Origin of the sequence: Flavobacterium sp. LC2016-01, from assembly GCF_009711135.1 — a bacterium.
Classification (GTDB): domain Bacteria; phylum Bacteroidota; class Bacteroidia; order Flavobacteriales; family Flavobacteriaceae; genus Flavobacterium.
The window spans coordinates 727,741-751,139 of record NZ_WMIC01000001.1 but is presented as its reverse complement, the minus strand read 5'-3'; the positions used below and the strand labels follow the sequence as shown (position 1 = coordinate 751,139).

25 protein-coding genes are annotated in these 23,399 nt (G+C 33.2%); 14 read left to right on the top strand and 11 right to left on the bottom strand.

The features are described from left to right. Positions 1–161: 161 nt before the first annotated feature. From GKZ88_RS03375 to GKZ88_RS03355, 5 genes are all read right to left on the bottom strand, one after another. The gene (locus tag GKZ88_RS03375) at positions 162–1,355 is read right to left on the bottom strand and encodes a glutamate-5-semialdehyde dehydrogenase (RefSeq protein ID WP_155100981.1); all 1,194 of its coding nucleotides are present in this window, start codon (positions 1,353–1,355) and stop codon (positions 162–164) included. A 100-nt stretch (positions 1,356–1,455) separates the two neighbouring features. Next, positions 1,456–2,595 carry an aminotransferase class III-fold pyridoxal phosphate-dependent enzyme gene (locus GKZ88_RS03370; RefSeq protein ID WP_155100980.1) on the bottom strand — a complete coding sequence of 380 codons (1,140 nt, stop codon included), beginning with the start codon at positions 2,593–2,595 and terminating at the stop codon, positions 1,456–1,458. Between the two features lie 86 nt (positions 2,596–2,681). Then, positions 2,682–3,659, bottom strand: a complete 978-nt coding sequence (gene argC / locus GKZ88_RS03365) for an N-acetyl-gamma-glutamyl-phosphate reductase (protein ID WP_155100979.1) — start codon at positions 3,657–3,659, stop codon at positions 2,682–2,684. Further along, complete coding sequence (locus GKZ88_RS03360) at positions 3,652–4,845, bottom strand: argininosuccinate synthase domain-containing protein (RefSeq protein ID WP_155100978.1); 1,194 nt, start codon at positions 4,843–4,845, stop codon at positions 3,652–3,654. Before GKZ88_RS03360 ends, argC begins: the two co-directional genes overlap by 8 nt. A gap of 55 nt (positions 4,846–4,900) precedes the next feature. Beyond that, positions 4,901–5,548: a GNAT family N-acetyltransferase gene (locus tag GKZ88_RS03355; RefSeq protein WP_035644879.1), complete on the bottom strand. Its 648-nt coding sequence runs from the start codon at positions 5,546–5,548 to the stop codon at positions 4,901–4,903. A 201-nt stretch (positions 5,549–5,749) separates the two neighbouring features. Here GKZ88_RS03355 and GKZ88_RS03350 point away from each other — a divergent pair, with 201 nt between their 5' ends. Further along, positions 5,750–5,917, top strand: a complete 168-nt coding sequence (locus GKZ88_RS03350; RefSeq protein ID WP_155100977.1) for a hypothetical protein — start codon at positions 5,750–5,752, stop codon at positions 5,915–5,917. Positions 5,918–6,089: 172 nt separating this feature from the next. On the opposite strand, the gene GKZ88_RS03345 is transcribed toward GKZ88_RS03350, so the two are convergent. Further along, on the bottom strand, positions 6,090–8,357 hold the full coding sequence (locus tag GKZ88_RS03345; protein ID WP_155100976.1) for a M1 family metallopeptidase: 2,268 nt from the start codon (positions 8,355–8,357) through the stop codon (positions 6,090–6,092). Between the two features lie 186 nt (positions 8,358–8,543). Here GKZ88_RS03345 and GKZ88_RS03340 point away from each other — a divergent pair, with 186 nt between their 5' ends. From GKZ88_RS03340 to GKZ88_RS03330, 3 genes are all read left to right on the top strand, one after another. After that, entirely contained in the window at positions 8,544–9,395 is an 852-nt protein-coding gene (locus GKZ88_RS03340; protein ID WP_155100975.1) for an aldose 1-epimerase family protein, read from the top strand. 1 nt (position 9,396) lies between these two features. Continuing rightward, entirely contained in the window at positions 9,397–9,945 is a 549-nt protein-coding gene (locus GKZ88_RS03335) for a GNAT family N-acetyltransferase (protein ID WP_155100974.1), read from the top strand. A 131-nt stretch (positions 9,946–10,076) separates the two neighbouring features. Further along, positions 10,077–10,631 (top strand): DUF3575 domain-containing protein, encoded by a 555-nt coding sequence (locus GKZ88_RS03330; RefSeq protein WP_155100973.1) that lies wholly within the window; start codon positions 10,077–10,079, stop codon positions 10,629–10,631. A gap of 3 nt (positions 10,632–10,634) precedes the next feature. Here GKZ88_RS03330 and GKZ88_RS03325 read toward each other — a convergent pair whose 3' ends face one another. Then, on the bottom strand, positions 10,635–10,859 hold the full coding sequence (locus tag GKZ88_RS03325) for a VF530 family protein (protein WP_155100972.1): 225 nt from the start codon (positions 10,857–10,859) through the stop codon (positions 10,635–10,637). A gap of 108 nt (positions 10,860–10,967) precedes the next feature. Beyond that, the gene (locus GKZ88_RS03320) at positions 10,968–11,606 is read right to left on the bottom strand and encodes a hypothetical protein (RefSeq protein WP_155100971.1); all 639 of its coding nucleotides are present in this window, start codon (positions 11,604–11,606) and stop codon (positions 10,968–10,970) included. A gap of 141 nt (positions 11,607–11,747) precedes the next feature. On the opposite strand from GKZ88_RS03320, the gene smpB reads away from it, so the two are divergent. The 3 genes from smpB (at position 11,748) to GKZ88_RS03305 (ending at position 14,062) form a co-directional block, all read left to right on the top strand. Beyond that, positions 11,748–12,203, top strand: a complete 456-nt coding sequence (gene smpB / locus GKZ88_RS03315; protein ID WP_155100970.1) for an SsrA-binding protein SmpB — start codon at positions 11,748–11,750, stop codon at positions 12,201–12,203. Between the two features lie 84 nt (positions 12,204–12,287). Further along, complete coding sequence (locus GKZ88_RS03310) at positions 12,288–12,926, top strand: hypothetical protein (protein ID WP_155100969.1); 639 nt, start codon at positions 12,288–12,290, stop codon at positions 12,924–12,926. A gap of 86 nt (positions 12,927–13,012) precedes the next feature. Further along, entirely contained in the window at positions 13,013–14,062 is a 1,050-nt protein-coding gene (locus GKZ88_RS03305) for a Fic family protein (protein ID WP_155100968.1), read from the top strand. Between the two features lie 31 nt (positions 14,063–14,093). Here the strand turns inward: GKZ88_RS03305 and GKZ88_RS03300 are convergent, their stop codons facing one another. Further along, positions 14,094–14,735, bottom strand: a complete 642-nt coding sequence (locus GKZ88_RS03300) for a protein-L-isoaspartate(D-aspartate) O-methyltransferase (RefSeq protein ID WP_115886796.1) — start codon at positions 14,733–14,735, stop codon at positions 14,094–14,096. A 119-nt stretch (positions 14,736–14,854) separates the two neighbouring features. On the opposite strand from GKZ88_RS03300, the gene GKZ88_RS03295 reads away from it, so the two are divergent. From GKZ88_RS03295 to GKZ88_RS03265, 7 genes are all read left to right on the top strand, one after another. After that, positions 14,855–15,856 carry an RDD family protein gene (locus GKZ88_RS03295; RefSeq protein ID WP_155100967.1) on the top strand — a complete coding sequence of 334 codons (1,002 nt, stop codon included), beginning with the start codon at positions 14,855–14,857 and terminating at the stop codon, positions 15,854–15,856. A gap of 111 nt (positions 15,857–15,967) precedes the next feature. Next, positions 15,968–16,933, top strand: coding sequence for a Gfo/Idh/MocA family oxidoreductase (locus GKZ88_RS03290; protein WP_155100966.1), 966 nt, complete (start codon positions 15,968–15,970; stop codon positions 16,931–16,933). A gap of 94 nt (positions 16,934–17,027) precedes the next feature. Further along, positions 17,028–17,915 carry a 3-hydroxyacyl-CoA dehydrogenase NAD-binding domain-containing protein gene (locus GKZ88_RS03285; protein ID WP_155100965.1) on the top strand — a complete coding sequence of 296 codons (888 nt, stop codon included), beginning with the start codon at positions 17,028–17,030 and terminating at the stop codon, positions 17,913–17,915. Positions 17,916–17,927: 12 nt separating this feature from the next. Further along, the gene (locus GKZ88_RS03280; protein WP_155100964.1) at positions 17,928–18,587 is read left to right on the top strand and encodes a YggS family pyridoxal phosphate-dependent enzyme; all 660 of its coding nucleotides are present in this window, start codon (positions 17,928–17,930) and stop codon (positions 18,585–18,587) included. Between the two features lie 85 nt (positions 18,588–18,672). Beyond that, entirely contained in the window at positions 18,673–20,034 is a 1,362-nt protein-coding gene (locus GKZ88_RS03275) for an exonuclease domain-containing protein (protein WP_155100963.1), read from the top strand. 253 nt (positions 20,035–20,287) lie between these two features. Continuing rightward, on the top strand, positions 20,288–21,208 hold the full coding sequence (gene miaA / locus GKZ88_RS03270) for a tRNA (adenosine(37)-N6)-dimethylallyltransferase MiaA (RefSeq protein WP_155100962.1): 921 nt from the start codon (positions 20,288–20,290) through the stop codon (positions 21,206–21,208). 50 nt (positions 21,209–21,258) lie between these two features. Then, positions 21,259–22,005 (top strand): acyl-ACP thioesterase domain-containing protein, encoded by a 747-nt coding sequence (locus GKZ88_RS03265; RefSeq protein WP_155100961.1) that lies wholly within the window; start codon positions 21,259–21,261, stop codon positions 22,003–22,005. Positions 22,006–22,178: 173 nt separating this feature from the next. On the opposite strand, the gene GKZ88_RS03260 is transcribed toward GKZ88_RS03265, so the two are convergent. Together GKZ88_RS03260 and prfH are read right to left on the bottom strand one after the other, a co-directional pair. After that, the gene (locus GKZ88_RS03260) at positions 22,179–22,712 is read right to left on the bottom strand and encodes a hypothetical protein (RefSeq protein ID WP_155100960.1); all 534 of its coding nucleotides are present in this window, start codon (positions 22,710–22,712) and stop codon (positions 22,179–22,181) included. Further along, positions 22,699–23,388: a peptide chain release factor H gene (prfH, locus tag GKZ88_RS03255; RefSeq protein WP_155100959.1), complete on the bottom strand. Its 690-nt coding sequence runs from the start codon at positions 23,386–23,388 to the stop codon at positions 22,699–22,701. Before prfH ends, GKZ88_RS03260 begins: the two co-directional genes overlap by 14 nt. Between the last annotated feature and the right edge of the window lie 11 nt (positions 23,389–23,399).

The following is a 23,399-nucleotide window of genomic DNA, read 5'->3' as shown; positions in this document are numbered from 1 at the left end:
AGGTTTTTTTATATTGCTCGTGTTTACAAACGCTAAGTTCGCAAAGCTATATCTTTAAATAAATTCCAATTTTCAAAATCCAAATTCCAATAATCTGAAATTAAAAATCGTTAATCATCAATCTAAAATTCTAAGAAGTCTAACAATCTAAGAAAGTCTAACTATCTAATCTGTCCTTCTCCGTAAACGTACCATTTGTTCGTCACCAGATGCTGAAGGCCGATTGGACCTCTTTGATGCAATTTATCGGTGCTTATTGCTAATTCTCCGCCTAAACCAAATTGTCCGCCGTCAGTGAAGCGGGTTGAAGCATTTTGGTACACTGCAGCTGCATCTATCGCTTCCATAAACTGCTGTGCAACTTCGCTATCTCTGGTAATAATGGCTGCAGAATGTCCTCCACAATATTTATTGATCATTTCGATGGCATTTTCCTGAGAATCGATGGTTCCAATAACAATTTTATAATCCAGAAATTCTTCGTACCAAATATCTTCGTTTTGAAGTGTTTTGGTATTTTCGAAATTTGCTAAAGATTGATCCACAATAACTTCTACTTTTGCTTCTATTAAAGCTTCAATCAGCATTGCTGTGAAGCCTTCAAAATTGGGCAGTTTAGAATCTATTAAAACTTTATCCAAAGCATTACAAGCCGATATTTTAGCTGTTTTAGCATTTAAAATTACTTTTAAAGCCAAATCAGTGTCTGCTTTTTCGTGAACGTAAACGAAATTGTTTCCGCGTCCGCTTATGATTACGGGACAAGTTGCATGCGCTTTTACAAACTCAATTAATTTTTCTCCACCTCTTGGAACTATTAAATCGACTTTTTGAGTTGGTTTTTCTAGAAAAGCCTGAGTTTCTGTTCTGTTATAATTCAGATATTCCACCCAGTCTTTCGAAACTCCATTTTCTTCTAAAGCTTTATGCCAAAGACTTACGATTTTCAAATTTGATTTTAACGATTCTTTTCCGCCTTTTAATAAAATCTTATTTCCAGATTTAAAAGCGATGCCGCCAGCTTCAATTGTAACATCTGGTCGAGATTCGTAAATAATTAAAATCGTTCCGAAAGCAGCAGTCTTATTTATAACTTTTATTCCATTATCATGAGTAAAATGAAAACGCTCAACACCAACCGGATCTTCCTGAGACGCCAATTGGTTTAATGATAAAATCATTTCGTCAACTTTTTTATCATCTACTTTGAGGCGTTCTTCCATCGCTAAATCTGACCCATCGTAATCAGCAAGATCTTCCTGATTGGTCAAGATAATCTGATTCCGCTCCTGCTCGACCAGCTTTGCCATAGACCGCAAAACCAGATTGCGTTTTTCAATTGATAATGGATTCATTTTTTTGGTTTAATTGGTTAATTCGTTTAACTGGTTAATCGTTAATTCGTTTAATCGTTTAACTGGTTAAACGATTAAACGAATTAACATTATAGTAAACTTAGTTTTTAAGCTCTTCTAAACTTTCTTTCAAAGCTTTTACAAACGTATCAATATCAGATTTTTTCACTGTTAGCGGTGGTAAAATTCTTAACAGATTTTTATTGTTTGCACTTCCTGTAAAAATGTGTTTTTCGATGATTAGTTTCTTTCTTAAAGCTGCTACATCAAAATCAAACTCAACTCCAAGCATTAATCCTTTTCCTTTTACTTGTTTAATTCCGTCAACTTCTTTGATTTTTTCTAAGAAATATGCATAAACTTCATTTACATTTTTCTGCAAATCCAGTTTTTCAATAACATCTAAAACTGCGATTCCTGCTGCACAAGATAAATGGCTTCCACCGAAAGTTGTTCCTAATAATCCGAAACTTGCTTCAAATTTTGGAGAAATTAAAATAGCTCCAACTGGAAATCCATTTCCCATTCCTTTTGCAACGGAGATAATATCAGCATTAATTCCGTGATGTTGGAATGCAAAGAATTTCCCGCTTCTTCCGTATCCTGATTGCACTTCATCTAAAATCAAAACAACATCGTGTTTTTTACATGCTTTTTCTAAAGCCTGAAAAAATTCGGTTGTTCCTTGATCTAAACCTCCAACTCCTTGAATTCCTTCGATAATTACTGCTGTAACATCGCCTTTAGCTAATTCAGCTTCAACTAATTCGATTTGGTTTAAGGGTAAAAAAGTAACGACTTGCTGTGCATTAATTGGTGCAACGATTTTCTTATTGTCTGTAACGGCAACAGCTGCAGAAGTTCTTCCGTGGAAAGAATTATCAAAAGCGACAACTCTAGATTTTCCGTTATGGAAAGACGCTAATTTTAAAGCATTTTCATTGGCTTCAGCACCAGAACTGCACAAAAACAATTCGTAATCTTCTAAACCAGAAAGTTTTCCTAATTTCTGAGCCAATTCCACCTGCAAAGGATTCTGAATTGCATTCGAATAAAATCCTAAATTATCTAATTGATTTTTTAATTTTTCTACATAATCCGGCTGTGTGTGTCCGATAGAAATCACACCATGTCCGCTGTATAAATCTAAATATTCTACTCCTTTGTCGTCTGTAATTGTACAGTCAATTGCTTTTACTGGAGTTATGTCGTATAATGGGTAAACGTTGAATAAGTTCATGTGTTTTTTGTTTATTTTGTTTCAGGTTTCAAGTTTCAAGTTACGTACAGAACGTGGAACTTGAAACATGAAACTTGAAACCATTATTAAAATCCGCTTGGTTTCAAATGTAAACCTGTGGTTTCTTCTAATCCGAACATTAAATTCATGTTTTGAATCGCTTGTCCCGAAGCACCTTTGGTTAAGTTATCTATAATTGATGTTATCAAAACCCGGTTTCCTTTTTTTAATAAACTAATGATACATTTGTTCGTTTGCACCACTTGCTTCATGTTGATGTTTGTTGTGGTTACAGTTACGAAAGGTTCGTTTTTGTAGAAATCTTCATATTTAGCAACCAATTGCTCCAAACTATCATCAGAAAGTGTGTATAAAGTCGCAAAAATTCCTCTTGGAAAATCACCTCTATTCGGAATAAAAAGCAATTCACTTTCAAAATCGTCCTGTAATTGCACCAAACTTTCTGAGATTTCACCTAAATGCTGGTGTTCAAAAGCTTTATAATGCGACATATTGTTGTTTCTCCAGCTAAAATGAGAAGTTTCAGAAAGACTTACGCCTGCTCCTGTACTTCCTGTTGTAGCATTGATGTGAACATCATTATTCAACAGATTATTTTTAGCTAAAGGCAACAAAGCCAATTGAATAGCCGTAGCAAAACAACCTGGATTTGCAATATAATTTGCTTTTTTAATGTCCGCTTTATTCAATTCAGGCAAACCGTAAATAAAATCTTTTCCTTCAAAATGAGCGTCTTTATTCAATCTGAAATCATTTCCTAAATCAATGATTTTAGTATGACTTGCAAATTGATTTTCTTTCAAAAATGAAATTGATTTTCCGTGGCCTAAACACAAGAAAACAACATTTACGTCAGGATTTATTTCATCAGTAAAATTCATTTCGATATCACCCATCAAATCTTGATGCGCCACAGAAAGTGGTTTCCCAGCGTTTGTTGTACTGTAAACAAAATCGATGTTTACTTTTGGGTGAAACATTAAAATTCTGATGAGTTCTCCGGCCGTGTAGCCCGAACCACCAATTATTCCGACATTAATCATGATCTAAATGATTTACAGATGAAAATATGTTTTGTGCATTTCCTAAAATCTTAATAAATCCTTTTGCATCGTCAGACGTCCAGGCATTGTTCATTTCTCCGTATTGACCAAAACCAGTGTTCATCAAATCGTTTTTAGATTCGATTCCGTCAAGTGAGAAATGATATGGTTTTAAAGAAACTGTAACAGTTCCGTTTACTGTTTTTTGTGTGTCTTGCAGGAAAGTTTCAATATTTCTCATAACCGGATCTAAGAATTGACCTTCGTGGAATAGCATCCCGTACCAGTTCCCTAATTGCTCTTTCCAGTATTGCTGCCATTTTCCAAGCGTATGTTTCTCTAATAAATGGTGCGCTTTGATGATAATTAATGGAGCAGCCGCTTCAAAACCAACTCTTCCTTTAATTCCGATAATCGTATCTCCAACGTGAATATCTCTACCAATTGCGTAAGCATTTGCTAGTTTTTCAAGTTTTACAATATTTTTTTCAGGAGCATCTTTTTTACCATTTAATGCAACTAATTCCCCTTGTTCAAAATGTAAAGTCACTTTTTCTTCACCTTCTTTTTTCAATTGCGAAGGATATGCTTCACTTGGCAACGGCTGGCTTGAAGTTAAAGTTTCTTTTCCTCCAACGCTGGTTCCCCAAAGTCCTTTATTGATAGAATATTGTGCTTTTTCCCAAGAATAGTGAACTCCGTTTTGAGCCAAGTAATCCACTTCTTCTTGTCTTGAAAGTTTTAAATCTCTAATTGGTGTAATAATTTCGATTTCCGGAGCGATGGTTTGGAAAATCAAATCAAAACGAATTTGGTCATTTCCTGCACCCGTACTTCCGTGTGCAATAGCGCTTGCTCCTACTTTTTTAGCATATTTGATAGCTTCAATAGCCTGAAAAACACGTTCTGCACTCACTGATAACGGATAAGTATTGTTTTTTAATACATTACCGAAAATCAAATATTTTATCGCTTTATCATAATATTTATCTACGATGGTAAGGTTAGCATGTTGTGCACTTCCTAACTCGTAAGCTCTTTTTTCAATAGCTGCTAATTCTTCTGCGTCGAATCCTCCTGTATCTACTAGTACGGTGTGAACTTCGTATCCTTTTTCATTTTTTAAATATTTCAAACAATACGAGGTATCTAATCCTCCGCTATAAGCTAATACTACTTTTTTCATTTTTTATAATTTTGGCTAATACTTTCGTATGTAGCAGTTTGAGATTTCTTTTTAATTAAATTTTGAATAAAAAAACAAACGACAATAATTTATTTAAAAATAAAGCCTGTTTAATTTTTTTAAGTCTGCTTAAAACAGCCTCGTTAAAAGGATGTCTAGGCGGTGTTTTTTGTTTTTCTTTTGGATCGTATAACATTCCGGTACAAAGACACATTTTGTTTTCTTTGCTTTGTAAAATAGGGAAGTTAGTACAAGTTTTACAGCCAGCCCAGAAACTTGGGTCGGTTGTAAGTTCAGAGAAAGGAACCGGTTTATAACCTAAATCAGAGTTAATTTTCATTACAGCCAAACCAGTTGTAATTCCAAATATTTTTGCATCTGGATATCTCTGTAATGAGTAATCAAAAACTTTTGATTTTATCTTTTTTGCCAAGCCTAAACTTCTGTAGTCAGGATGTACAATTAACCCCGAATGTGCCACGAATTTTCCGTGCTGCCAGCTTTCGATATAACAAAAACCTGCAAATTTACCGTCTGCCAGAGCAATCATTGCATCACCATTCGACATTTTTTTCTGAATGTACTCAGGAGTTCTTTTAGCAATCCCCGTACCTCTCAACAAGGCAGATGATTCTATCGTATCGCAGATTTCTTGTGCGAATTTGAAGTGTTCTTCCTGGGTAACAACAATAGAGATCTTCATTTCAATAATTGAAGTTAGAGTTAAAAATTAAAGCATATTGTTTAGTTTGAAATCCAGAATTGAATCCAATAAAATTAAGCAAAATAGAAGTAACATTCTCAAAATCAAAAGATTGATTTAAAAAATCTACAAAATAATAAATACTTTTAGGATATGTTTGTCCAATGGACAAATTATGTGATTTCAAAATGAAAAATGGATATGAATAAATATACGGCTATAAAACTCAGTGAATACTATATAGATAGTATCCGTACTTCGGGAGAAGTACTAGGTGAGTTTGTCCGTGACAAAGAAGTTGTATGTAAACTTATTTTATTCATCGGTGCAAAAGTACATCTTTTTTTTATTTACAAAACAAAAAATTAAAATTCTAACATTTTTTTAATGTAATGTTATTTTTTGAAGATAGTAAGATTCTAAGTTGCTAAGATTCTAAGATTTAAAATCCGGTAAAGTAAACTTGAAACCTGAAACAAAAAAGAAAACCCGATAATCAAACATGACTATCGGGTTTTTAAATTATTTACAACTTTACCTTTTACTTTTTAGCAAACGGAATTACTTTTCCATCAGATATAATCATATCTACGGCAGTCTTGGCTTCATTGAATTTGAACTTAACTCCTGCTCTTTTTGATTCAAATGTATCATTTTCTCCAGCAACAGCTTTAACAGAGAATTTTGGATAGTTTGTTAATTCAGCATTTAGAACACCATTTTTTTCTGTAAATTCAACTGTCAAAGATGTTTTTGTAGCAGCATATGTTCCCAAATAACCATCTAAAATTACATCTTTTTCAATTTTTCCTTTTCCAGCAGTCCAAACATTATTTGACTCGTTATTATCTGGGAAAGCATGATCAGGATCTAAAGTAATACTTTCGATTTCTTCAGTAGAATTGTGTTTGAAAGACCAGTCATTGTTACGCTGCCAAATTTCAACAGGCAAATTAACTCTAGTCACTTTACCACTTTTTGTTTTAACATCTAAAACAATTGGCATTGGCATTTTATCGAAATTTTCAACTGTGATTACAACACCTTTTGCAGGGTCATTTTTCACGTATTTAATTGAATTCACACCTTGGTCAAAACGCCAGTTGTTCACATACCAGCTTCTCCAGAACCAGCTTAAATCTTCTCCAGCCACATTTTCCATTGATCTGAAAAAGTCATCTGGAGTTGGATGTTTGTAAGCCCAGCGCTCAACATAAGTTCTAAAAGCAGTATCAAAACGTTCTTTTCCTAAAACCTGCTCTCTTAAAAGAATCAGACCTGCACTTGGTTTAAAATAACACAGCATACCAATATTTGCTTCCTTCATATTATCAGGAGAACTCATAATAGTTTCAAGATCAGGACGTGTGAATGATTCAGCTTCTTCGTGTAAATCTGTTGCTGGCTCTTTGTATTCGCCATTATTAAATGTCGCTGTACTTAATGAATTGATAAATGTATTAAACCCTTCATCCATCCATGCAAATAATCTCTCGTTCGAACCTACAATCATAGGAAACCAGATATGCCCGAATTCGTGATCTGTAACTCCCCATAAATCAGCTTTTTTAGATTTCCATCCACAAAAAACAATTCCAGGATATTCCATTCCGCCTTCGTTTCCTGCCACATTTGTAGCAACCGGATAAGGATATTCAAACCATTGTTTTGAATAATGCTCAATTGCTCCTTTTACATACTCACTTGAACGTCCGTATGCGTCATTTCCGTTACTTTCAATAGGATAAGCTGACAGTGCCAAAGCTTTTTTGCCGCTTGGCAAGTTGATTTTTGCTCCATCTAAAATAAAAGCTGGTGATGATGCCCAAGAAAAATCACGAGCGTTTTTGATTTTGTAATGCCAAGTTTTCTCAGTTCCTGCATTTGTATTTGCTGTAGCATTCACTTCATCAGCAGTACGAATCATAACTGTTTTATCACTTTGAGAAGCATCTTTGTATCTTTTTAATTGTTCAGCAGAAAATACTTCCTGACCATTTAACAATTCTCCAGAAGCCACTACATAATGATTTCCAGGAACAGTAAGTTTTACATCAAAATCTCCATATTCTAAATAAAACTCAGAAGCTCCTAAATATGGCGCTGTATTCCATCCGCGCACATCATCGTACACACACATACGCGGGTACCATTGTGCAATAGTGAAGATTTTTCCGTTTTTAGTTTCTAAAACTCCCATTCTGTCAGATCCTTCAAAAGGTGCAATGAAAGAGAATTCGATTTTAATTTTTACTGAAGCTCCCTTTGCTGCTAATTCTTGCGGAAGAAAAATCTGCATTCTGGTATCTGTAACAATAAACTTTGCGTTCACTTCTGTTTTAGTTTTTCCACCAGAAATAACTTTTACAGATTTAATCTTATTTCCTCCATCAAAAACCTGCCCCTGAGCACCGTTACGGCTTCCTATTAAAGGCACAACCGCATTTCCTCTAGAATCCTCTTTGAATAAATTCTGATCTAAATTCAACCAAAGAAACCCAAGTTTGTCTGGACTATTATTTGTATATGTAATTTCGTCTGTGCCGACAATTTCATTTGTGTTCGCATTTAATTTAGCAGTGATTTGGTAATCGGCTCTATTTTGCCAATATTCTGCGCCCGGCTGACCGCTTGCAGTTCTTGTGGCAGTTCCGTTTTTTGTGTAAAAGTGCGGAGCAAAGGCATCATGATAATTATAATTGTTTACTGGATTTGCTGTTTGCGCTGGCGGCGTCTGCTGTGCCCATGCAAAAGAAATTCCAAAAAATAAAGCCGCGGTTAAAATGGCTTTTGAAGATTGCTTTTTCATATTTTTTAGCTGTTTATGTAGCAAATTAATGAAAAAAAAAGCTATTTACAGAGAAATATCCAAGCTTAAATTTAATTTTAGCAAAATTTTATCAATAAAATAAATTGAACGATTTTCCTGAAAAAATAAAATTTATTCAAATATCTTTACATCAGCATTAAAATCAACTCGTTTAATTTTACAATTTTGACTACAACTATATCAAACTCAATACTTACTGCTTCAATCAAACATGCCGGAGCAGAATTATCTTCTTTAAAAAACAATGATAGCAAAGAATATATTTGGGAAGGAAATCCAAATTTCTGGGGAAAACACTCTCCTATTCTTTTCCCAATTGTAGGCACTTTAAAGAATAACACTTATGAAGTTAATGGAAAAGAATATCAATTGCCAAGACATGGTTTTGCAAGAGATATGGAATTTCAATTGATTGAAAAAACAGGAAACAGTGCGGTATTTTCTTTAGAATCGAACGAAGAAACTTTGAAAAAATATCCTTTTGAATTTGAATTGCAGCTTATTTACACGATAGAAGGCACATCTTTAAATATTGAATATATTGTAATTAATAAGAATGATGAAAAAATGCCATTTTCAATTGGAGCGCATCCAGCGATTGCACTTCCTGAAAGTTTTGAAAGCTATTCATTTAAGTTCGAAAAAGAAGAATCGTTGAAATTCAATCTTTTAGAAAATGATCTGATTTCAAATAAAACCGAAACTTTGAAGACTACAAATAATGTAGTTCCCTTAAATTACAAGCTTTTTGAAAATGATGCCTTGGTTTTTAAAACTTTAGAATCAAATTCACTCACCATACTTGAAAACTCAAAACCCTATTTAGAAGTTGATTTTGAAGATTTTCCGAGTTTAGGTATTTGGACCAAAGACCAAGCTCATTTTGTTTGTATTGAACCATGGTTTGGATATTCTGATACTTCTAATAATTCAGGGAATCTATTTGAAAAAGAAGGAATTTTGATTTTAGAGGCCGATCAAACTTTTTATTCTCAATTTAGTCTTAAAATTTTATAAAATGTTAGAATTTAACTTTCATCCGTTTCCAATAATCGAAACAGAACGTTTATTATTGAGAAGAATGACAAACGATGATGTCAATGAAGTTTTCGAATTGCGTTCGAATCCAGAGACCATGAAATATATTCCGCGTCCATTAGCTAAAAACAATGAAGATGCTTTAGCTCACATTGACGTAATCAATAAAAATATTGACAATAACATTGGCATCAATTGGGCAATTACTTTAAAAGATAATCCAAGACTTCTCGGGATTATAGGTTATTACAGACTACAGCCTGAAAATTACCGCGCAGAAATTGGCTATATGCTTTTACCTGAATTTCACGGAAAAGGAATTATACCAGAAGCCGTCAATAGATTGATCACTTACGGGTTTAAAGATTTGAAACTGCACTCCATAGAAGCTGTTATAGACCCTGAAAACTTTGCTTCCGAAAAAGTACTGCAAAAATGCGGATTTGTTAAAGAAGCTCATTTTAAAGAATCAGAATTTTATGAAGGTCGTTTTCTAGACAAGGTAATATACTCATTATTAGAAAAATAGACATTCGTTAACTTTTAACAAGAAATCAACATTTGTTAAAACAAATATTATTAAGACGAAAAGTATGTTAATGCACTATATTTGCACGCGAAATTAGCCACTTTTAACTATTTCGTTCTAAAAACATCTTTATGAAAAAAATATTTTTATTAGCCATAATCTTCTTTTCAATTCAATCACACAGTCAAACTTTTATTAAATTTAATGGTGCTACGGCACTTCTAGCCATTCCAAATGTTGGTATTGAAACCAGCATTGGAGAAAAAACAACTTTTAGCTTTGATGTTATGGCATCTTTCTGGAAGTCGTTCAACGGCCACAACCCAATGGAATTTTATACTTTTACTCCTGAAATTCGTTATCATTTTAAAGAAAAATACAATGGATTGTATGTTGGAGGCCATGCTGGTCCTGATTTTTATCAAATTCAAAAATGGGGATACTGGGGTAGTCCAAAGTACGAACATGGTTTTGGTTATCGATTAGGAGTTACCGTAGGATATAATATTAAATTAAGCGACAAATTTTTATTAGATGTTTTTGCAGGTGGCGGATGGCATCAAGGTTTCTATCATGGATATTATAATGATGGAACTCCCGGAAGATATGACAAGGCAGAAAACTGGAATAAAAGTGGTGAATGGCTTCCATACCGCGGAGGCGTTATGATTTCTTATAAGTTATAGCTATCAACTAAATTTAGGAATTGACTTAATATAAAGTTCTTCCACTTTTTTACGGGCCCAATCTGTTTTTCTTAAAAAAGTAAGTGATGATTTTATGCTAGGAGTCGAAATAAAACATTTAATTGGTATTAATTCTCCCAGAGTGTCAAAACCATAATAATCGACTAAAGTTTCGACAATTTTTTGAAGTGTTATTCCGTGTAAAGGATCTTTTGATTTGTTTTCCATTTTATCACTTTTTAAATTATATCAAAAAGACCGTACTGTAAAAAAGTACGGTCTTTCTTTTTTTGCAAAATTACAAAATAGAATTCGACATTAATCAAATAATGAATATTAGAATAAGAATTTAAATCCAACTGAAATTGGAGAAGTCAAATTTGGATGACTACCACCTAAAGCACCTGTATAAAATGAATCAACATTTGCAGCATGAGCTAAAGCAAAATTAGTTACAGTTGTTTTCTCTCCAACTTTTGGATCAAGTGTTGTAGAGGTAAAATTAGCTAAATCATAAGAAAACTCAACAGAGAAATTCTTCGTAACAAAATAATCAAATCCTCCTGAAAGCGCTAATCCTACTTGATTTACTTTTAATTCACTTTCTTTCTCTTTTCCCGTAATAACTGGCAAAGCTAATTGTCCAAAGAAATATAACGAGCCTGCAACATTCCAATATTTTCTTGCCAATGGTTCAACCACAATTAGATCTGTTTTTGCAGCTGTTCCTGCATTTGAATCTGATTTAATGTTGATATAACCAACTGCACCTCCAACCGCGACAGATGGCGTAACAAATGTTCCAACGATTGGTAAAACTGATAAAGTAGTATTTTTTACATCACCCGTTTTGGTCTGCTGATAACCAAATTGCGATGTTGCAAACCATGCTCCTTTTAAACCTTGACTTGAATCTTGCGCTTTTACTGATAATCCAATTAAAGCGATACTTACGAATGTTAAAAATTTTTTCATTTTTTAAGTTTGTTTAGAATTATTTAACAAAAATAATCCTAAGCTTTTTCTTTAAAACTGATTAAAATCATAGATTAAAAAAAATGTTTAATTATCTTAGATCGCATTAAAATTTTTCAATTTTGTTTTACATTTGCAGTTATGATAAAATCAGTTAATATACTAAATAAAAGAGCTCGATTTGATTATGAAATAATCGATACCTACAGTGCCGGAATTGTTTTGACAGGTACTGAAATCAAATCAATACGCTTAGGAAAAGCAAATATTACGGAGAGTTTTTGCGAATTTAGCGGTATGGAACTTTTTGCCATCAACACTTATATTGAAGAATATTCTTTTGGTAATCAATTCAATCATAAATCCAGAAGTGAAAGAAAATTGCTTTTAAATAAAAAGGAATTAAAAACACTTCATAAAAGTGTACAGGCAAAAGGACTTACTATCGTTCCATTAAAATTATTTACGAACGAAAAAGGATTAGCAAAACTTCAAATTGGACTTTGTAAAGGAAAGAAGAACTACGATAAACGTGAATCTTTAAAAGAGCAGGATACAAAACGTGATTTAGACCGAATTAAAAAAGCTTATAATTAACAAACAGGACTTTAATTTTCTGAAAATGATCAGTTTATAAATATTTTATCGTTATTTTTACTACAAACAATATAACCGTAAAATATGAAAAAGTATCTAATCTTGTTAATTACTATACTGTCCCTTTCTAGTTGCGGCAGTAATACTTCAATTGTAAACAGCTGGAGAGATCCTGATGTCACCGTTGCTCAGGAACAATTTAAAAAAGTTTTAGTTGTAGCTTTGGTCAAAGATGAAGCTTCAAGAAGAATTACAGAAAACAGAATTGCAGCAAGCAATCCTGTATTCAAAACTTCATATCAATATTTAACTGCTACCACACAATTAACGCAGGAGCAAAAACTAAAAATCCTGCAAGATGAAAACTTTGACGGTGTTGTCACAATGCGTTTAGTAAGCAAAGAAAAAGAAACTAATTATGTACCCGGAACATACACAGGAATGTATTACGGCGGTTTTGACGGAATGTATACGGGAATGTACGGATATGGTTTCGGGAATTGGTATGGCATGTATTCCCCAAATTTTTATGATCCAGGATATTATCAGGAAACAACATCCTACATGGTTGAAACCAATATTTTTTCATTAAAACAAAACAAATTAATCTGGACAGGAACTACAGAATCGCAATATGTGACAGATCTAGGGCAAACAGTTGATGCAATTATGCAGGCCGTTGTCAAAGAAATGAGAAAAGACGGCTCTTTGCCTCCAAAATAAAACTGACGAGAGCAACATTTAAATTGTTGCTTTTTTTCTGATTAAATAAATGACTAATTTTGTCAAGACCATAATTTTCATCAAAAATGAAATCACTTTTAAAAAATGCTAGAGAACAAAAAGGTTTAAAAACTCGTGAATTGGCACAATTGGCGGAAATAGATCAGGCGCTAATTAGTAAATTTGAATCAGGAACAAGAAAACCTACTAGAGATCAAGTTATTAAATTATCTCAACTTTTAGAAATTGATTATGAAACTTTAATGGTTGCTTGGCTAAAGGAGAAAATTCTTAATGAGATTGGCGATGATGAGTTTGCTTTGAAGGCTTTAAAAATTGCTGAGGATGAAATTAAATACAATAAAACGGTATCAAGTCTTAAACTATCTACTTCTTTAGAAAAAATCTTAAAAGAAATTGATTCTCTAAAAGAAAAATTAGACACTTACAGACAATTTGATAGCTTTAAAATTAAGCAAGCTTTAGAACTTGAATATACATTTGAAAGCAATAGAATTGAAGGAAATACTATGACCCTGCGTGAAACTGACATGGTAATAAATGAAGGTTTGACAATTTCTGGAAAAAGCATGCGTGAACATCTAGAAGCAATTAATCATCAGGAAGCAATTGGTTTTATTAAAGATTTGATGAGTAAAAACAATTCATTAAACGAGCGTGACCTCTTATCCATTCATAATTTAATTCTCAGAGGAATAATTCCTGAAGATGCAGGACGTTACCGAAAAGTTCAAGTTATGATTCAGGGAAGTACTCACATGCCTCCACAACCTTTGTTAGTTCAACAGGAAATGGAAGAATATTTTACGTGGTACGAAATCAACAAAAACAAACTTCACCCTGTTATACTGGCTACCGAAATGCATGAAAGATTGGTTACAATTCATCCTTTTATTGATGGAAATGGAAGAACCTCAAGACTAATTATGAATTTAATTTTGATGCAAAAAGGTTATTTAATTGCCAACATAAAGGGTGATTACGAAAACCGAATGCGTTATTATCAATCTCTCGAAACTGCACAGATCAAAAAAGATAAAGAAGATTTTCTGCTTTTTATTGCTCAAACACAAAAAGAAAGTTTAGAACGATATATCTCAATTCTTACGCAATAAAAAAGTCCAGCTTAAAACTGGACTTTCTTTACTAATTTTTATCTTCTAACAAAGGAACGAATCTAAATTCTCCAAACTCATGTTTTTCAAATTGAGTTTCATTTTTTCGGATTAACAAAGTCATAATCTGAACATCTTCTCCTAACGGAATAACAAGTCTTCCTCCTATTTTTAACTGTGCCATTAAAGGTTGTGGAATAAATGGTGCGCCCGCCGTAACAATAATACTGTCAAAGGGAGCAAAATTTGGCAATCCTTTATATCCATCACCAAAAGTGACATGTTTTGGACGAATATTTAATTTTGGAAATAAATTGGATGTGGTTTTAAACAATTCATTTTGTCTTTCCACAGTATATACTTTTGCGCCTAGCATAAATAAAACAGCTGTCTGATAACCCGAGCCCGTTCCAATCTCTAAAACTTTGTGATCTTTCTTAACTTCAAGTAATTGCGATTGAAAAGCAACTGTATAAGGCTGTGAAATAGTCTGACCAGCTCCAATAGGAAACGCTTTGTCCTGATACGCAAAATCTTCAAAACTTGAATTTAGAAAAAGGTGTCTCGGGATTTTTTTTATCGCATCCAGAACGGCTCTGTCAGTAATTCCTTTTTGTTCTAAAGTTGTTACTAATTGATTACGAAGTCCTTGATGTTTTGCAGTATCTTTCAAAATGGGTTGGTTTTATTTTGGCAAAAATAAGAAAACAAATTATCAATTTTCAAGTACTTTTTAATCATTTAATTTCTATTTTTGATTTATATGCTAACTCAAATGAATTCTAATATTTTATGAAGAAAACTATACTTGCCTTATCTTTATTTTTTTCATTAATGGGGATTATAAGATCCTTTATTTTTGTTTTTTATAATTTTGAAGATATAACGGAATTTTTAAATTTTATACTATTCGATATTCAGGCATATGATTATGCAGGAATGACCATCTATATCCCAAGACACCCAATTCATGGCATTGAAGGCGGCAGAGTTTCCATGGAACTTCTAAATTTGTCTTTTTTTCTAACTTTCCTTTCTGGTACTTTTATCTATTATTTTTCAAAATACAAAGAAACCAAACTCTTAGCTTTCAATTACGGTTTAGTGTTTTTAGGTTCTATACTAAAAACAGGCTCTTTTATTCTTTTTTTTAATTTTGAAAAATTAAATTTTTATACTGTTTTCTATATCGCAATAACACTATTGTACATTTTCATGTCCTATCAATTTATAACCAAAGAGCTAAATTCTAATGGAATTGAAGATGATATTCAATTAACCGAAAACAAACTTGAAAACGCATCGAATACAAAGCGTTTTTTAAATTTATTCATTGATTCTTTCATTATACTCGCAATTGTTTTTGGTTATATCAAATATGCGGATAGAATGGATGGTGTAACCACTTATTACAATTATTTTAAAAGCGCTTTTGGTGATCAATTTGCGGGTATTGCATTCTATTGGACCTTTAAATTTATATATTATCTATTATTTGAATCTGTTTTTAAAACTACACCTGCAAAATTTATAACATCATGTTATATAACAGATGAAGAAGGAAATCCACCAAGCTTTCAGATGATTTTAAAACGAACGTTACTGCGTTTTGTTCCTTTTGAAAGTTTCTCATTTCTGCTTGGAAAAAATTTACACGACGACTATTCAGATACCTATGTTATCAATAAAAAAACAGATCATAAAATTGAAAATCAATATACACAATTTTTAGCAATCTCATTCGGAATAGTTTTAGTTGTTTACCTCACTATGTTCAACAGAGATTTTTATTAGTAAAAAAAACAGACAAGTAAGATTGATTTAAATTATCAAATCGCTAAATCTTTACTGCATTCATTTTCCCGTTCAACAAATAAATTATATTTTTGTTTAAAATACATTCTCATGTTAAAAGTAGGAGTTTTAGGTGCTGGTCATCTTGGTAAAATACATTTACGCTTATTACAACAATCTGACAAATACGAATTAGTTGGATTTTACGACGAAAATCAAGAAAATGCCGAAAGAATTTCAAAAGAATTTGGCTATAAAAACTTCAGCACAATTGCAAAACTTATTCACGCCGTAGACGTGATTGACATTGTTACTCCAACACTTTCACACTACAAATGTGCAAAAGTTGCAATCAAATCAGGAAAACATATCTTTATTGAAAAACCAATTGCAAACACTGTTGAAGAAGCTGAAGAAATCATTGCTTTAGCCAAAGAATACAATGTAAAAGGCCAAGTTGGCCATGTGGAGCGTTTTAATCCTGCTTTTATTGCTACAAAAAACATGATCGAAAATCCGATGTTTATTGAAACGCATCGTTTGGCCGAATTTAATCCGCGTGGTACAGATGTACCTGTAGTTTTAGATTTAATGATTCATGACATTGATGCTATTTTAAGTGTTGTCAATTCAAAAGTAAAAAATATAAATGCGAGCGGCGTTTCTGTAATCAGCGACACGCCGGATATTGCGAATGCCCGAATTGAATTCGAAAATGGATGTGTTGCTAATTTAACTGCCAGCCGAATTTCGATGAAAAACATGCGTAAAACACGTTTTTTTCAAAGAGATGCTTATATTTCAGTTGATTTTCTAGAAAAAAAATGCGAAGTAGTTCGTATGAAAGATGCTCCTGAAGTTCCAGGAGATTTTGATATGATTCTTCAAAATGCCGAAGGTGTAAAAAAACAAATCTATTTCACCAATCCAGATGTAGAGCAAAACAATGCCATTCTTGATGAATTAGAATCTTTTGCAAATGCAATTAATACAGATACGACTCCGGTTGTAACACTTGAGCAGGCGACAGATGCATTGCGTGTGGCTTATCAAATTATTGATTGTTTCAATAAATAATTTTAAGAATTTTAAAAATAAAATTAGCCACGAAATTCACGATAATGAAGTGAATTCGTGGCTAAATCGTAAAATATAATACCAAAAAAGTAAAATGAAAACAATAGCAGTAATTGGTGCAGGAACAATGGGCAACGGAATTGCTCATACATTTGCACAAAGCGGTTTTATCGTAAAACTAATAGATGTTTCAGAAAAATCATTAGACAAAGGAATGGCAACTATTGCTGCCAATTTAGACAGAATGTTGTCTAAAGGAACAATTACTCAAGAAGATGTTGCAAAAACAATTACCAATATTATTACCTATACTGATATTAAAGACGGAGTTGTTGGCGCTGATTTAGTAGTGGAAGCTGCAACTGAAAATGTCGAATTGAAACTGAATATTTTCAAACAATTAAACGAAGCTTGTTCTCATAATACGATCTTAGCAACAAATACTTCTTCTATTTCAATTACACAAATCGGATCTGTAGTAGCACATCCTGAACGCGTAATCGGAATGCATTTTATGAATCCGGTGCCGATTATGAAATTGGTAGAAATTATCCGCGGATACAATACCAGCGATGAAGTAACCAAAATCATCATGGATTTATCTGAAAAACTAGGTAAAGTTCCTGTTGAAGTAAATGATTATCCAGGCTTTGTGGCCAACAGAATTTTAATGCCAATGCTAAACGAAGCAATCGAAACGTTATATAATAAAGTTGCCGGCGTTTATGAAATTGACACGGTAATGAAATTAGGAATGGGACACCCAATGGGACCGCTTCAATTGGCCGATTTTATTGGTCTTGATGTTTGTTTGGCAATCCTAAACGTAATGTATGAAGGTTTCAAAAACCCAAAATATGCTCCTTGCCCACTATTAGTCAATATGGTTAGAGCCGGAAAACTGGGTGTGAAATCTGGTGAAGGTTTTTATGATTACAGCGAAAGTAAAAAAGCAGAGAAAATCTCGAAGCAGTTTTTATAAAAAATAAATACCATGTCGATTCAATCGAATTTAAATACAATAAAAGAAAGTTTACCTGAACACGTAACGCTTGTTGCCGTTTCAAAAACAAAACCAGTTTCAGACTTATTACAAGCCTACGAAGCCGGACAGCGTATTTTCGGAGAAAACAAAATTCAGGAAATGACGGAGAAATGGGAACAAATGCCAAAAGACATTCAATGGCATATGATTGGTCATGTTCAGTCGAATAAAGTAAAATTTATGGCACCATTTGTGAGTTTGATTCATGGTGTTGACAGTTTAAAATTACTGCAGGAAATCAATAAACAAGCTCTAAAAAACAATCGAACAATAGATTGTCTTCTTCAAATATATATTGCAGAAGAGGAATCTAAATTTGGTTTGGACGAAAACGAATTAAACGAACTTTTAACTTCTGTAGAGTTTAAAGAGTTAAAAAATATTCGTATCTTAGGTTTAATGGGAATGGCAACTTTCACAGAAAATCAAAACCAGATTAAAAAAGAATTTACGCATTTAAAATCTATTTTTGATTCTATTCAAACACTGAAAACTGAAAACTGCGAACTGAACACAATATCAATGGGAATGTCCGGAGATTATCAATTAGCAATTGAATGCGGCAGCACAATGGTCCGCATTGGAAGCAGCATTTTTGGAGGAAGATAATTTTAAAGAACCAAAATCATAAGATGTACAGTTGTGCATCTCTACAAAAAACTGATTACTAAAAACTGAACACTGATTACTGAATTTGTACGCGATATTAGACATAGAAACCACTGGAGGACAATTTAATGAAGAAGGAATTACTGAAATCGCCATCTACAAATTTGATGGACATGAAGTAGTTGACCAATTCATCAGTCTTGTTAATCCCGAAATTCCGATTCAGCCTTTCGTTGTAAAGTTGACCGGAATCAATAATGCTATGTTACAGTCTGCTCCAAAGTTTTTTGAAGTCGCCAAACGCATCATCGAAATCACTTCAGACTGCGTTATTGTCGCTCATAATGCCTCTTTTGACTACAGAATTCTTCGTACAGAATTCAGACGTCTAGGTTATGATTTTGAAGCCAAAACACTCTGTACAGTTGAATTAGCCAAAAAATTAATTCCGGAACAGCCTTCCTATAGTTTAGGAAAATTAGTTCGAGCACTTGGAATCCCAATGGCCGACAGACATCGCGCGAGCGGAGATGCCATGGCAACGACAAAGCTTTTTAAAATGCTTTTAGAAAAAGATGTCGAAAAAACAATCGTAAAAGATTTTATAAAACTCGAAGTCGAAAAAGGAATTGCACCAAAATTTCTTGATCTAATTAGTCAAATGCCTGCAAAAACGGGTGTTTATTATATTTATAATGAAAGTGGCACTTTAATTTATATTGGCAAAAGTCAAAATATAAAAAAAAGAATCAATCAGCATTTTACCGGAATTACAACAAAAAGCAAAAAAATCCAAGCCGAAGTTTTCACCATTACTTATGATGAAACCGGAAGCGAATTAATAGCGCTTTTAAAAGAAAGTGAAGAAATAAAAATTAATCGCCCACGCTACAATCGAGCACAGCGAAAAACAATTTTTCAATACGCCTTATATGCCGAAAAAGATGCTCAAGGATATTTGAACTTAAAACTTGAAAAAGCAGACGGACGAAAAAAAGAAATAACCTCTTTTGCTTCTTTGCAGGAAGGTAAAAATGCGCTTTTCAAATTCACTGCAAAATATCATTTGTGCCAAAAACTTACAGGCTTATATCAAACTAAAAAAGAGTGTTTTCAATATAAAATAAAAGAGTGCGACGGGGCCTGTATTGGTGAAATCACTCCAGAAATTTATAATTTGAGAGTCCAACAGTTCATTTCTGAAAACAGTTTTGAAAATAAAAGCATGATTTTGATCGACAGAGGCCGAAATATTAATGAACGAAGCGCTGTTTTGATTGAAAATGGAATCTATAAAGGTTACGCATATTACGACCTTAATTACCAGATTACTAACATCGAAATCCTAAAAAACATCCTGACGCCAATGCAGCACAATCGCGACGTCAAAAACATCATTCAAAGTTACATTCGAAAAAGTAAGTCGGTAAAAACGCTTCATTTTTAACAAACTTGAACTTTCATTTATCTTTAGATTAAAATTATCCTTTATAGCAAAGGAAAATGTTCGATTATTATAAATATGAAACCGAATTGCTTAGTAATTAAAATTAGAAGCTAATCCAGCTGTACATTGCAACTCCTCCTTATATTTGTTGTTTTTTTAAGGCATAAAAGGAGCTTCCGCTGGTCGCTCTTTTATACCAAAAAAACTAACAAATATAAGTCCGGGGTTTCCATTTCCATCTGGGCTAAAAAATATGAAATACCTAATTACCATTGTCGGACCAACAGCGATAGGCAAAACAGCCTTAAGCATTGCTTTAGCACAACATTTTAAATGCGAGATCGTTTCTTGCGACAGCCGTCAATTTTTCAAAGAAATGACAATTGGAACCGCAGTTCCCAGTCAAGAAGAATTAAATTCGGCCAAACATCATTTCATTCAAAATAAATCTATTTTCGAAAATTATACCGTCGGCGACTACGAAAAAGAAGCTTTAGCCAAAATTGAAGAACTATTTCAAACCAATGATTTTGTTATTCTAATTGGCGGTTCAGGTTTATACGTCGATGCTGTTTTAAAAGGTTTCGACGAATTTCCAGAAATCGATCCACAAGTTCGTTCAGAAATAAATTCAAACTACGAAAAACTCGGAATTGAATATCTTCAGGAACAACTGAAAAATTTAGACCCTGAATATTATACAAAAATAACTTTAGAAAATCCTCAGACTTTACAAAATCCACAGCGGATGATGCGTTTTGTAGAAGTTTGCATTGGAGCTCAAAAACCATATTCTTCCTTTCTAAATCAAAAGAAAAACAATCGGAACTTCACTCCCATTTTAATTGGTTTAGATGCAGATCGAGAAATCATTTACAGCCGAATCAACCAGCGTGTTGACATCATGATGAACGAAGGATTGCTCGAAGAAGCAAAGTCATTGTATCCTAATAAAGCGTTAAATGCGCTTCAAACGGTCGGTTATAGAGAATTATTTAGTTATTTTGACGAGGAATTCACTTTGCCATTTGCTATAGAAGAAATCAAGAAAAACACAAGAAGATTTTCTAAAAGGCAATTAACGTGGTTCAAAAGAAACGAAAACACAAAATGGTTTGATTACGCGACAGATAGAAAAAATATCACTGATTACATAGAAAATCTTCTAAAGTAAAAGTCTTTTCTCTATGTTCTTTATTCTATTCTCTAAAAAAAAAATAAAAAATGCCAATATCTCCAAATTTCACATCAGTTTTAAGTAAAGACTGGGAAATCAATTTCACTCAATGCACACCAACAGGTTTCTTAAAATATACCGATTTGTGTAATATTTTGCAATTAACCGCGGCGGCACATTCTGAAATTGGAGGAATTAGTTTTTATGATATGCAGGAATTTCACCAAGCCTGGGTCTTAAGTCGAATGCGTGTTGAAGTGCATGCGTTACCAAAATGGCAGGACGTTGTAACAGTAAAAACATGGATTAATAGTCTGGAAAACTCACGTTCTGTTCGCGCATTAGAAATGTATGTAAACGGAAAAAAAATCGTGGGTTGTGAAACGTATTGGGCTGTTTTTAATACACAAGCACGCCGTCCAGAAGCTTTAGCTTTACCTTATGAACACTTCGAATTATTCCCTGAAAACAGAGCAACCAAAGAAGGTTTTTCTAAAATAAACATCAACCACGAAAAAGAAGCTGTTTTTGAAAAAACCGTTTATTTATCAGATTTAGACATTGTAAATCACGTAAATAACGTAAAATACCTAGAATGGTGTCTTGATCATGTTGATGCAAAAAGAATCTTAAAACAAGAAGTAAAAAGCTTTGAAATGAATTTCATGAAAGAGCTTTCATTAAAAGATAATGTTGTCATTCACGAAAGCGAAGACGACGATCATACAACAGCAACATTCAGCATTACAAAAGGCGAAAAAACCTGCTTTGCATTGGAGTTGCATTGGAAATGATCTGGGATTCCATTCCTGCAAGGTTTTTAAAACCTTGTAGGTATTTACACTTCCAGTATTTCAATTAAATTACGATCCCGTAATCTAAATAACAAACCTGCAAGGTTTCGAAAACCTTGCAGGAAATTGTACTCAATAAAAAAACGATGCAAAATTGCATCGTTTTTTATTAATCATTTCGATTTCTTTTTAGAATCTTTTTTAGATTTCTTCTCCTTCTTCTTTTTCAATAAATCTATTTTGCCTTCAATTCTCTTCTCTACATCAGAAATATCCGATTCATAATTGAATTGCAACGAATGAAGTTTGGCATTTTTAATTTCTTTTAATGCGTTTTTAAAGTCGTTCTGCGCTTCTAAAAGAATGGCTTTTTTGATGTAAATTTCAGATTTGTTGATTCCTTTTACTGTTAAAGCAAAATCAATTAGCTTTTGAGCTTGTTCATAATCTTCATTTAAAATCAATGTTTTTAAATAATACGGATACACTTCAAGCGCATGAATATTAATCGACAGAGCTTGCTGAAAATAGGCTTTCGCTTCTTCATAATTTAATAATTGCTCTGCCTGAATTCTTCCGTACAAACACAAAACCATTGTGTTTTTATCATCATAAGAAAAAGCATAATCTAAAGATTCAATCGTTTCTTCAAGCGAATACGGATAGTTATCCAAAGCCTGAAAAAGGTATTTATCAATTGTTTTCATTTTTTAAATCGTTTTTTAATTTCTGACGAGTTCCTTTGTAACTTTTCTCTGCTTTATTCTTTTTAAAATCACTTCCGGTAAAAATTCTAACAGGATTTCCACGCTCAATGTTCAGCTGGTTTTCCCATTGTTTCCCCACATGATTTTTAAGCTGAACCAGTTTTTCGTCTTCTAATTTTTTTAATAACCTTTCTGTTGCCAGTTTTTTGTTTTGGTGTTGCGAACGGCTGTCCATCGAAACTACCGCAATTCCAGTTGGAATATGCGTCGCACGAATTGCCGAACTCACTTTATTCACATGCTGACCACCGGCGCCCGAACTTCTCATGGCCTGATATTGAATATCATTTTCTGAAACTGATGCGTTTTTCTGTGCTTCGATTTCAAAAATTCCAATAAACCAGTTTTTGCGTTTGTGCATTTTCCTAAACTGACTCTGGCCAATCCATTGAATGGTTCCAATCCACGAATTCACAAAACTATCTGCATTTTTTCCTTTTACAGAAATAGATGCTGTTTCGACAGTTCCATTTTCCTGACCCGCTTCTCGTTGTAGTAAAACAACATCTAAGTTTTGATCCTGCGCTTCCTCCAAAACTTTTTTAAGCACTTGGGCCACAACCCAAGTGCATTCTGCAGGTCCACGACCCGCTGTTATTTGAATTATTTTTTCCATTTTAAATCTCT

Bases quoted from the DNA above. Each gene is read 5' to 3' on its own strand.
- GKZ88_RS03265 (WP_155100961.1), top strand. From the start codon at position 21,259: ATGCCAATATCTCCAAATTTCACATCAGTTTTAAGTAAAGACTGGGAA.
- GKZ88_RS03355 (WP_035644879.1), bottom strand. From the start codon at position 5,548: ATGAAGATCTCTATTGTTGTTACCCAGGAAGAACACTTCAAATTCGCA.
- GKZ88_RS03295 (WP_155100967.1), top strand. From the start codon at position 14,855: ATGAAGAAAACTATACTTGCCTTATCTTTATTTTTTTCATTAATGGGG.
- GKZ88_RS03305 (WP_155100968.1), top strand. From the start codon at position 13,013: ATGAAATCACTTTTAAAAAATGCTAGAGAACAAAAAGGTTTAAAAACT.
- GKZ88_RS03360 (WP_155100978.1), bottom strand. From the start codon at position 4,845: ATGAAAAAAGTAGTATTAGCTTATAGCGGAGGATTAGATACCTCGTAT.
- argC (WP_155100979.1), bottom strand. From the start codon at position 3,659: ATGATTAATGTCGGAATAATTGGTGGTTCGGGCTACACGGCCGGAGAA.
- GKZ88_RS03345 (WP_155100976.1), bottom strand. From the start codon at position 8,357: ATGAAAAAGCAATCTTCAAAAGCCATTTTAACCGCGGCTTTATTTTTT.
- smpB (WP_155100970.1), top strand. From the start codon at position 11,748: ATGATAAAATCAGTTAATATACTAAATAAAAGAGCTCGATTTGATTAT.
- GKZ88_RS03375 (WP_155100981.1), bottom strand. From the start codon at position 1,355: ATGAATCCATTATCAATTGAAAAACGCAATCTGGTTTTGCGGTCTATG.
- GKZ88_RS03370 (WP_155100980.1), bottom strand. From the start codon at position 2,595: ATGAACTTATTCAACGTTTACCCATTATACGACATAACTCCAGTAAAA.
- GKZ88_RS03330 (WP_155100973.1), top strand. From the start codon at position 10,077: ATGAAAAAAATATTTTTATTAGCCATAATCTTCTTTTCAATTCAATCA.
- GKZ88_RS03260 (WP_155100960.1), bottom strand. From the start codon at position 22,712: ATGAAAACAATTGATAAATACCTTTTTCAGGCTTTGGATAACTATCCG.
- prfH (WP_155100959.1), bottom strand. From the start codon at position 23,388: ATGGAAAAAATAATTCAAATAACAGCGGGTCGTGGACCTGCAGAATGC.
- GKZ88_RS03280 (WP_155100964.1), top strand. From the start codon at position 17,928: ATGTCGATTCAATCGAATTTAAATACAATAAAAGAAAGTTTACCTGAA.
- GKZ88_RS03325 (WP_155100972.1), bottom strand. From the start codon at position 10,859: ATGGAAAACAAATCAAAAGATCCTTTACACGGAATAACACTTCAAAAA.
- miaA (WP_155100962.1), top strand. From the start codon at position 20,288: ATGAAATACCTAATTACCATTGTCGGACCAACAGCGATAGGCAAAACA.
- GKZ88_RS03350 (WP_155100977.1), top strand. From the start codon at position 5,750: ATGAATAAATATACGGCTATAAAACTCAGTGAATACTATATAGATAGT.
- GKZ88_RS03335 (WP_155100974.1), top strand. From the start codon at position 9,397: ATGTTAGAATTTAACTTTCATCCGTTTCCAATAATCGAAACAGAACGT.
- GKZ88_RS03285 (WP_155100965.1), top strand. From the start codon at position 17,028: ATGAAAACAATAGCAGTAATTGGTGCAGGAACAATGGGCAACGGAATT.
- GKZ88_RS03290 (WP_155100966.1), top strand. From the start codon at position 15,968: ATGTTAAAAGTAGGAGTTTTAGGTGCTGGTCATCTTGGTAAAATACAT.
- GKZ88_RS03310 (WP_155100969.1), top strand. From the start codon at position 12,288: ATGAAAAAGTATCTAATCTTGTTAATTACTATACTGTCCCTTTCTAGT.
- GKZ88_RS03320 (WP_155100971.1), bottom strand. From the start codon at position 11,606: ATGAAAAAATTTTTAACATTCGTAAGTATCGCTTTAATTGGATTATCA.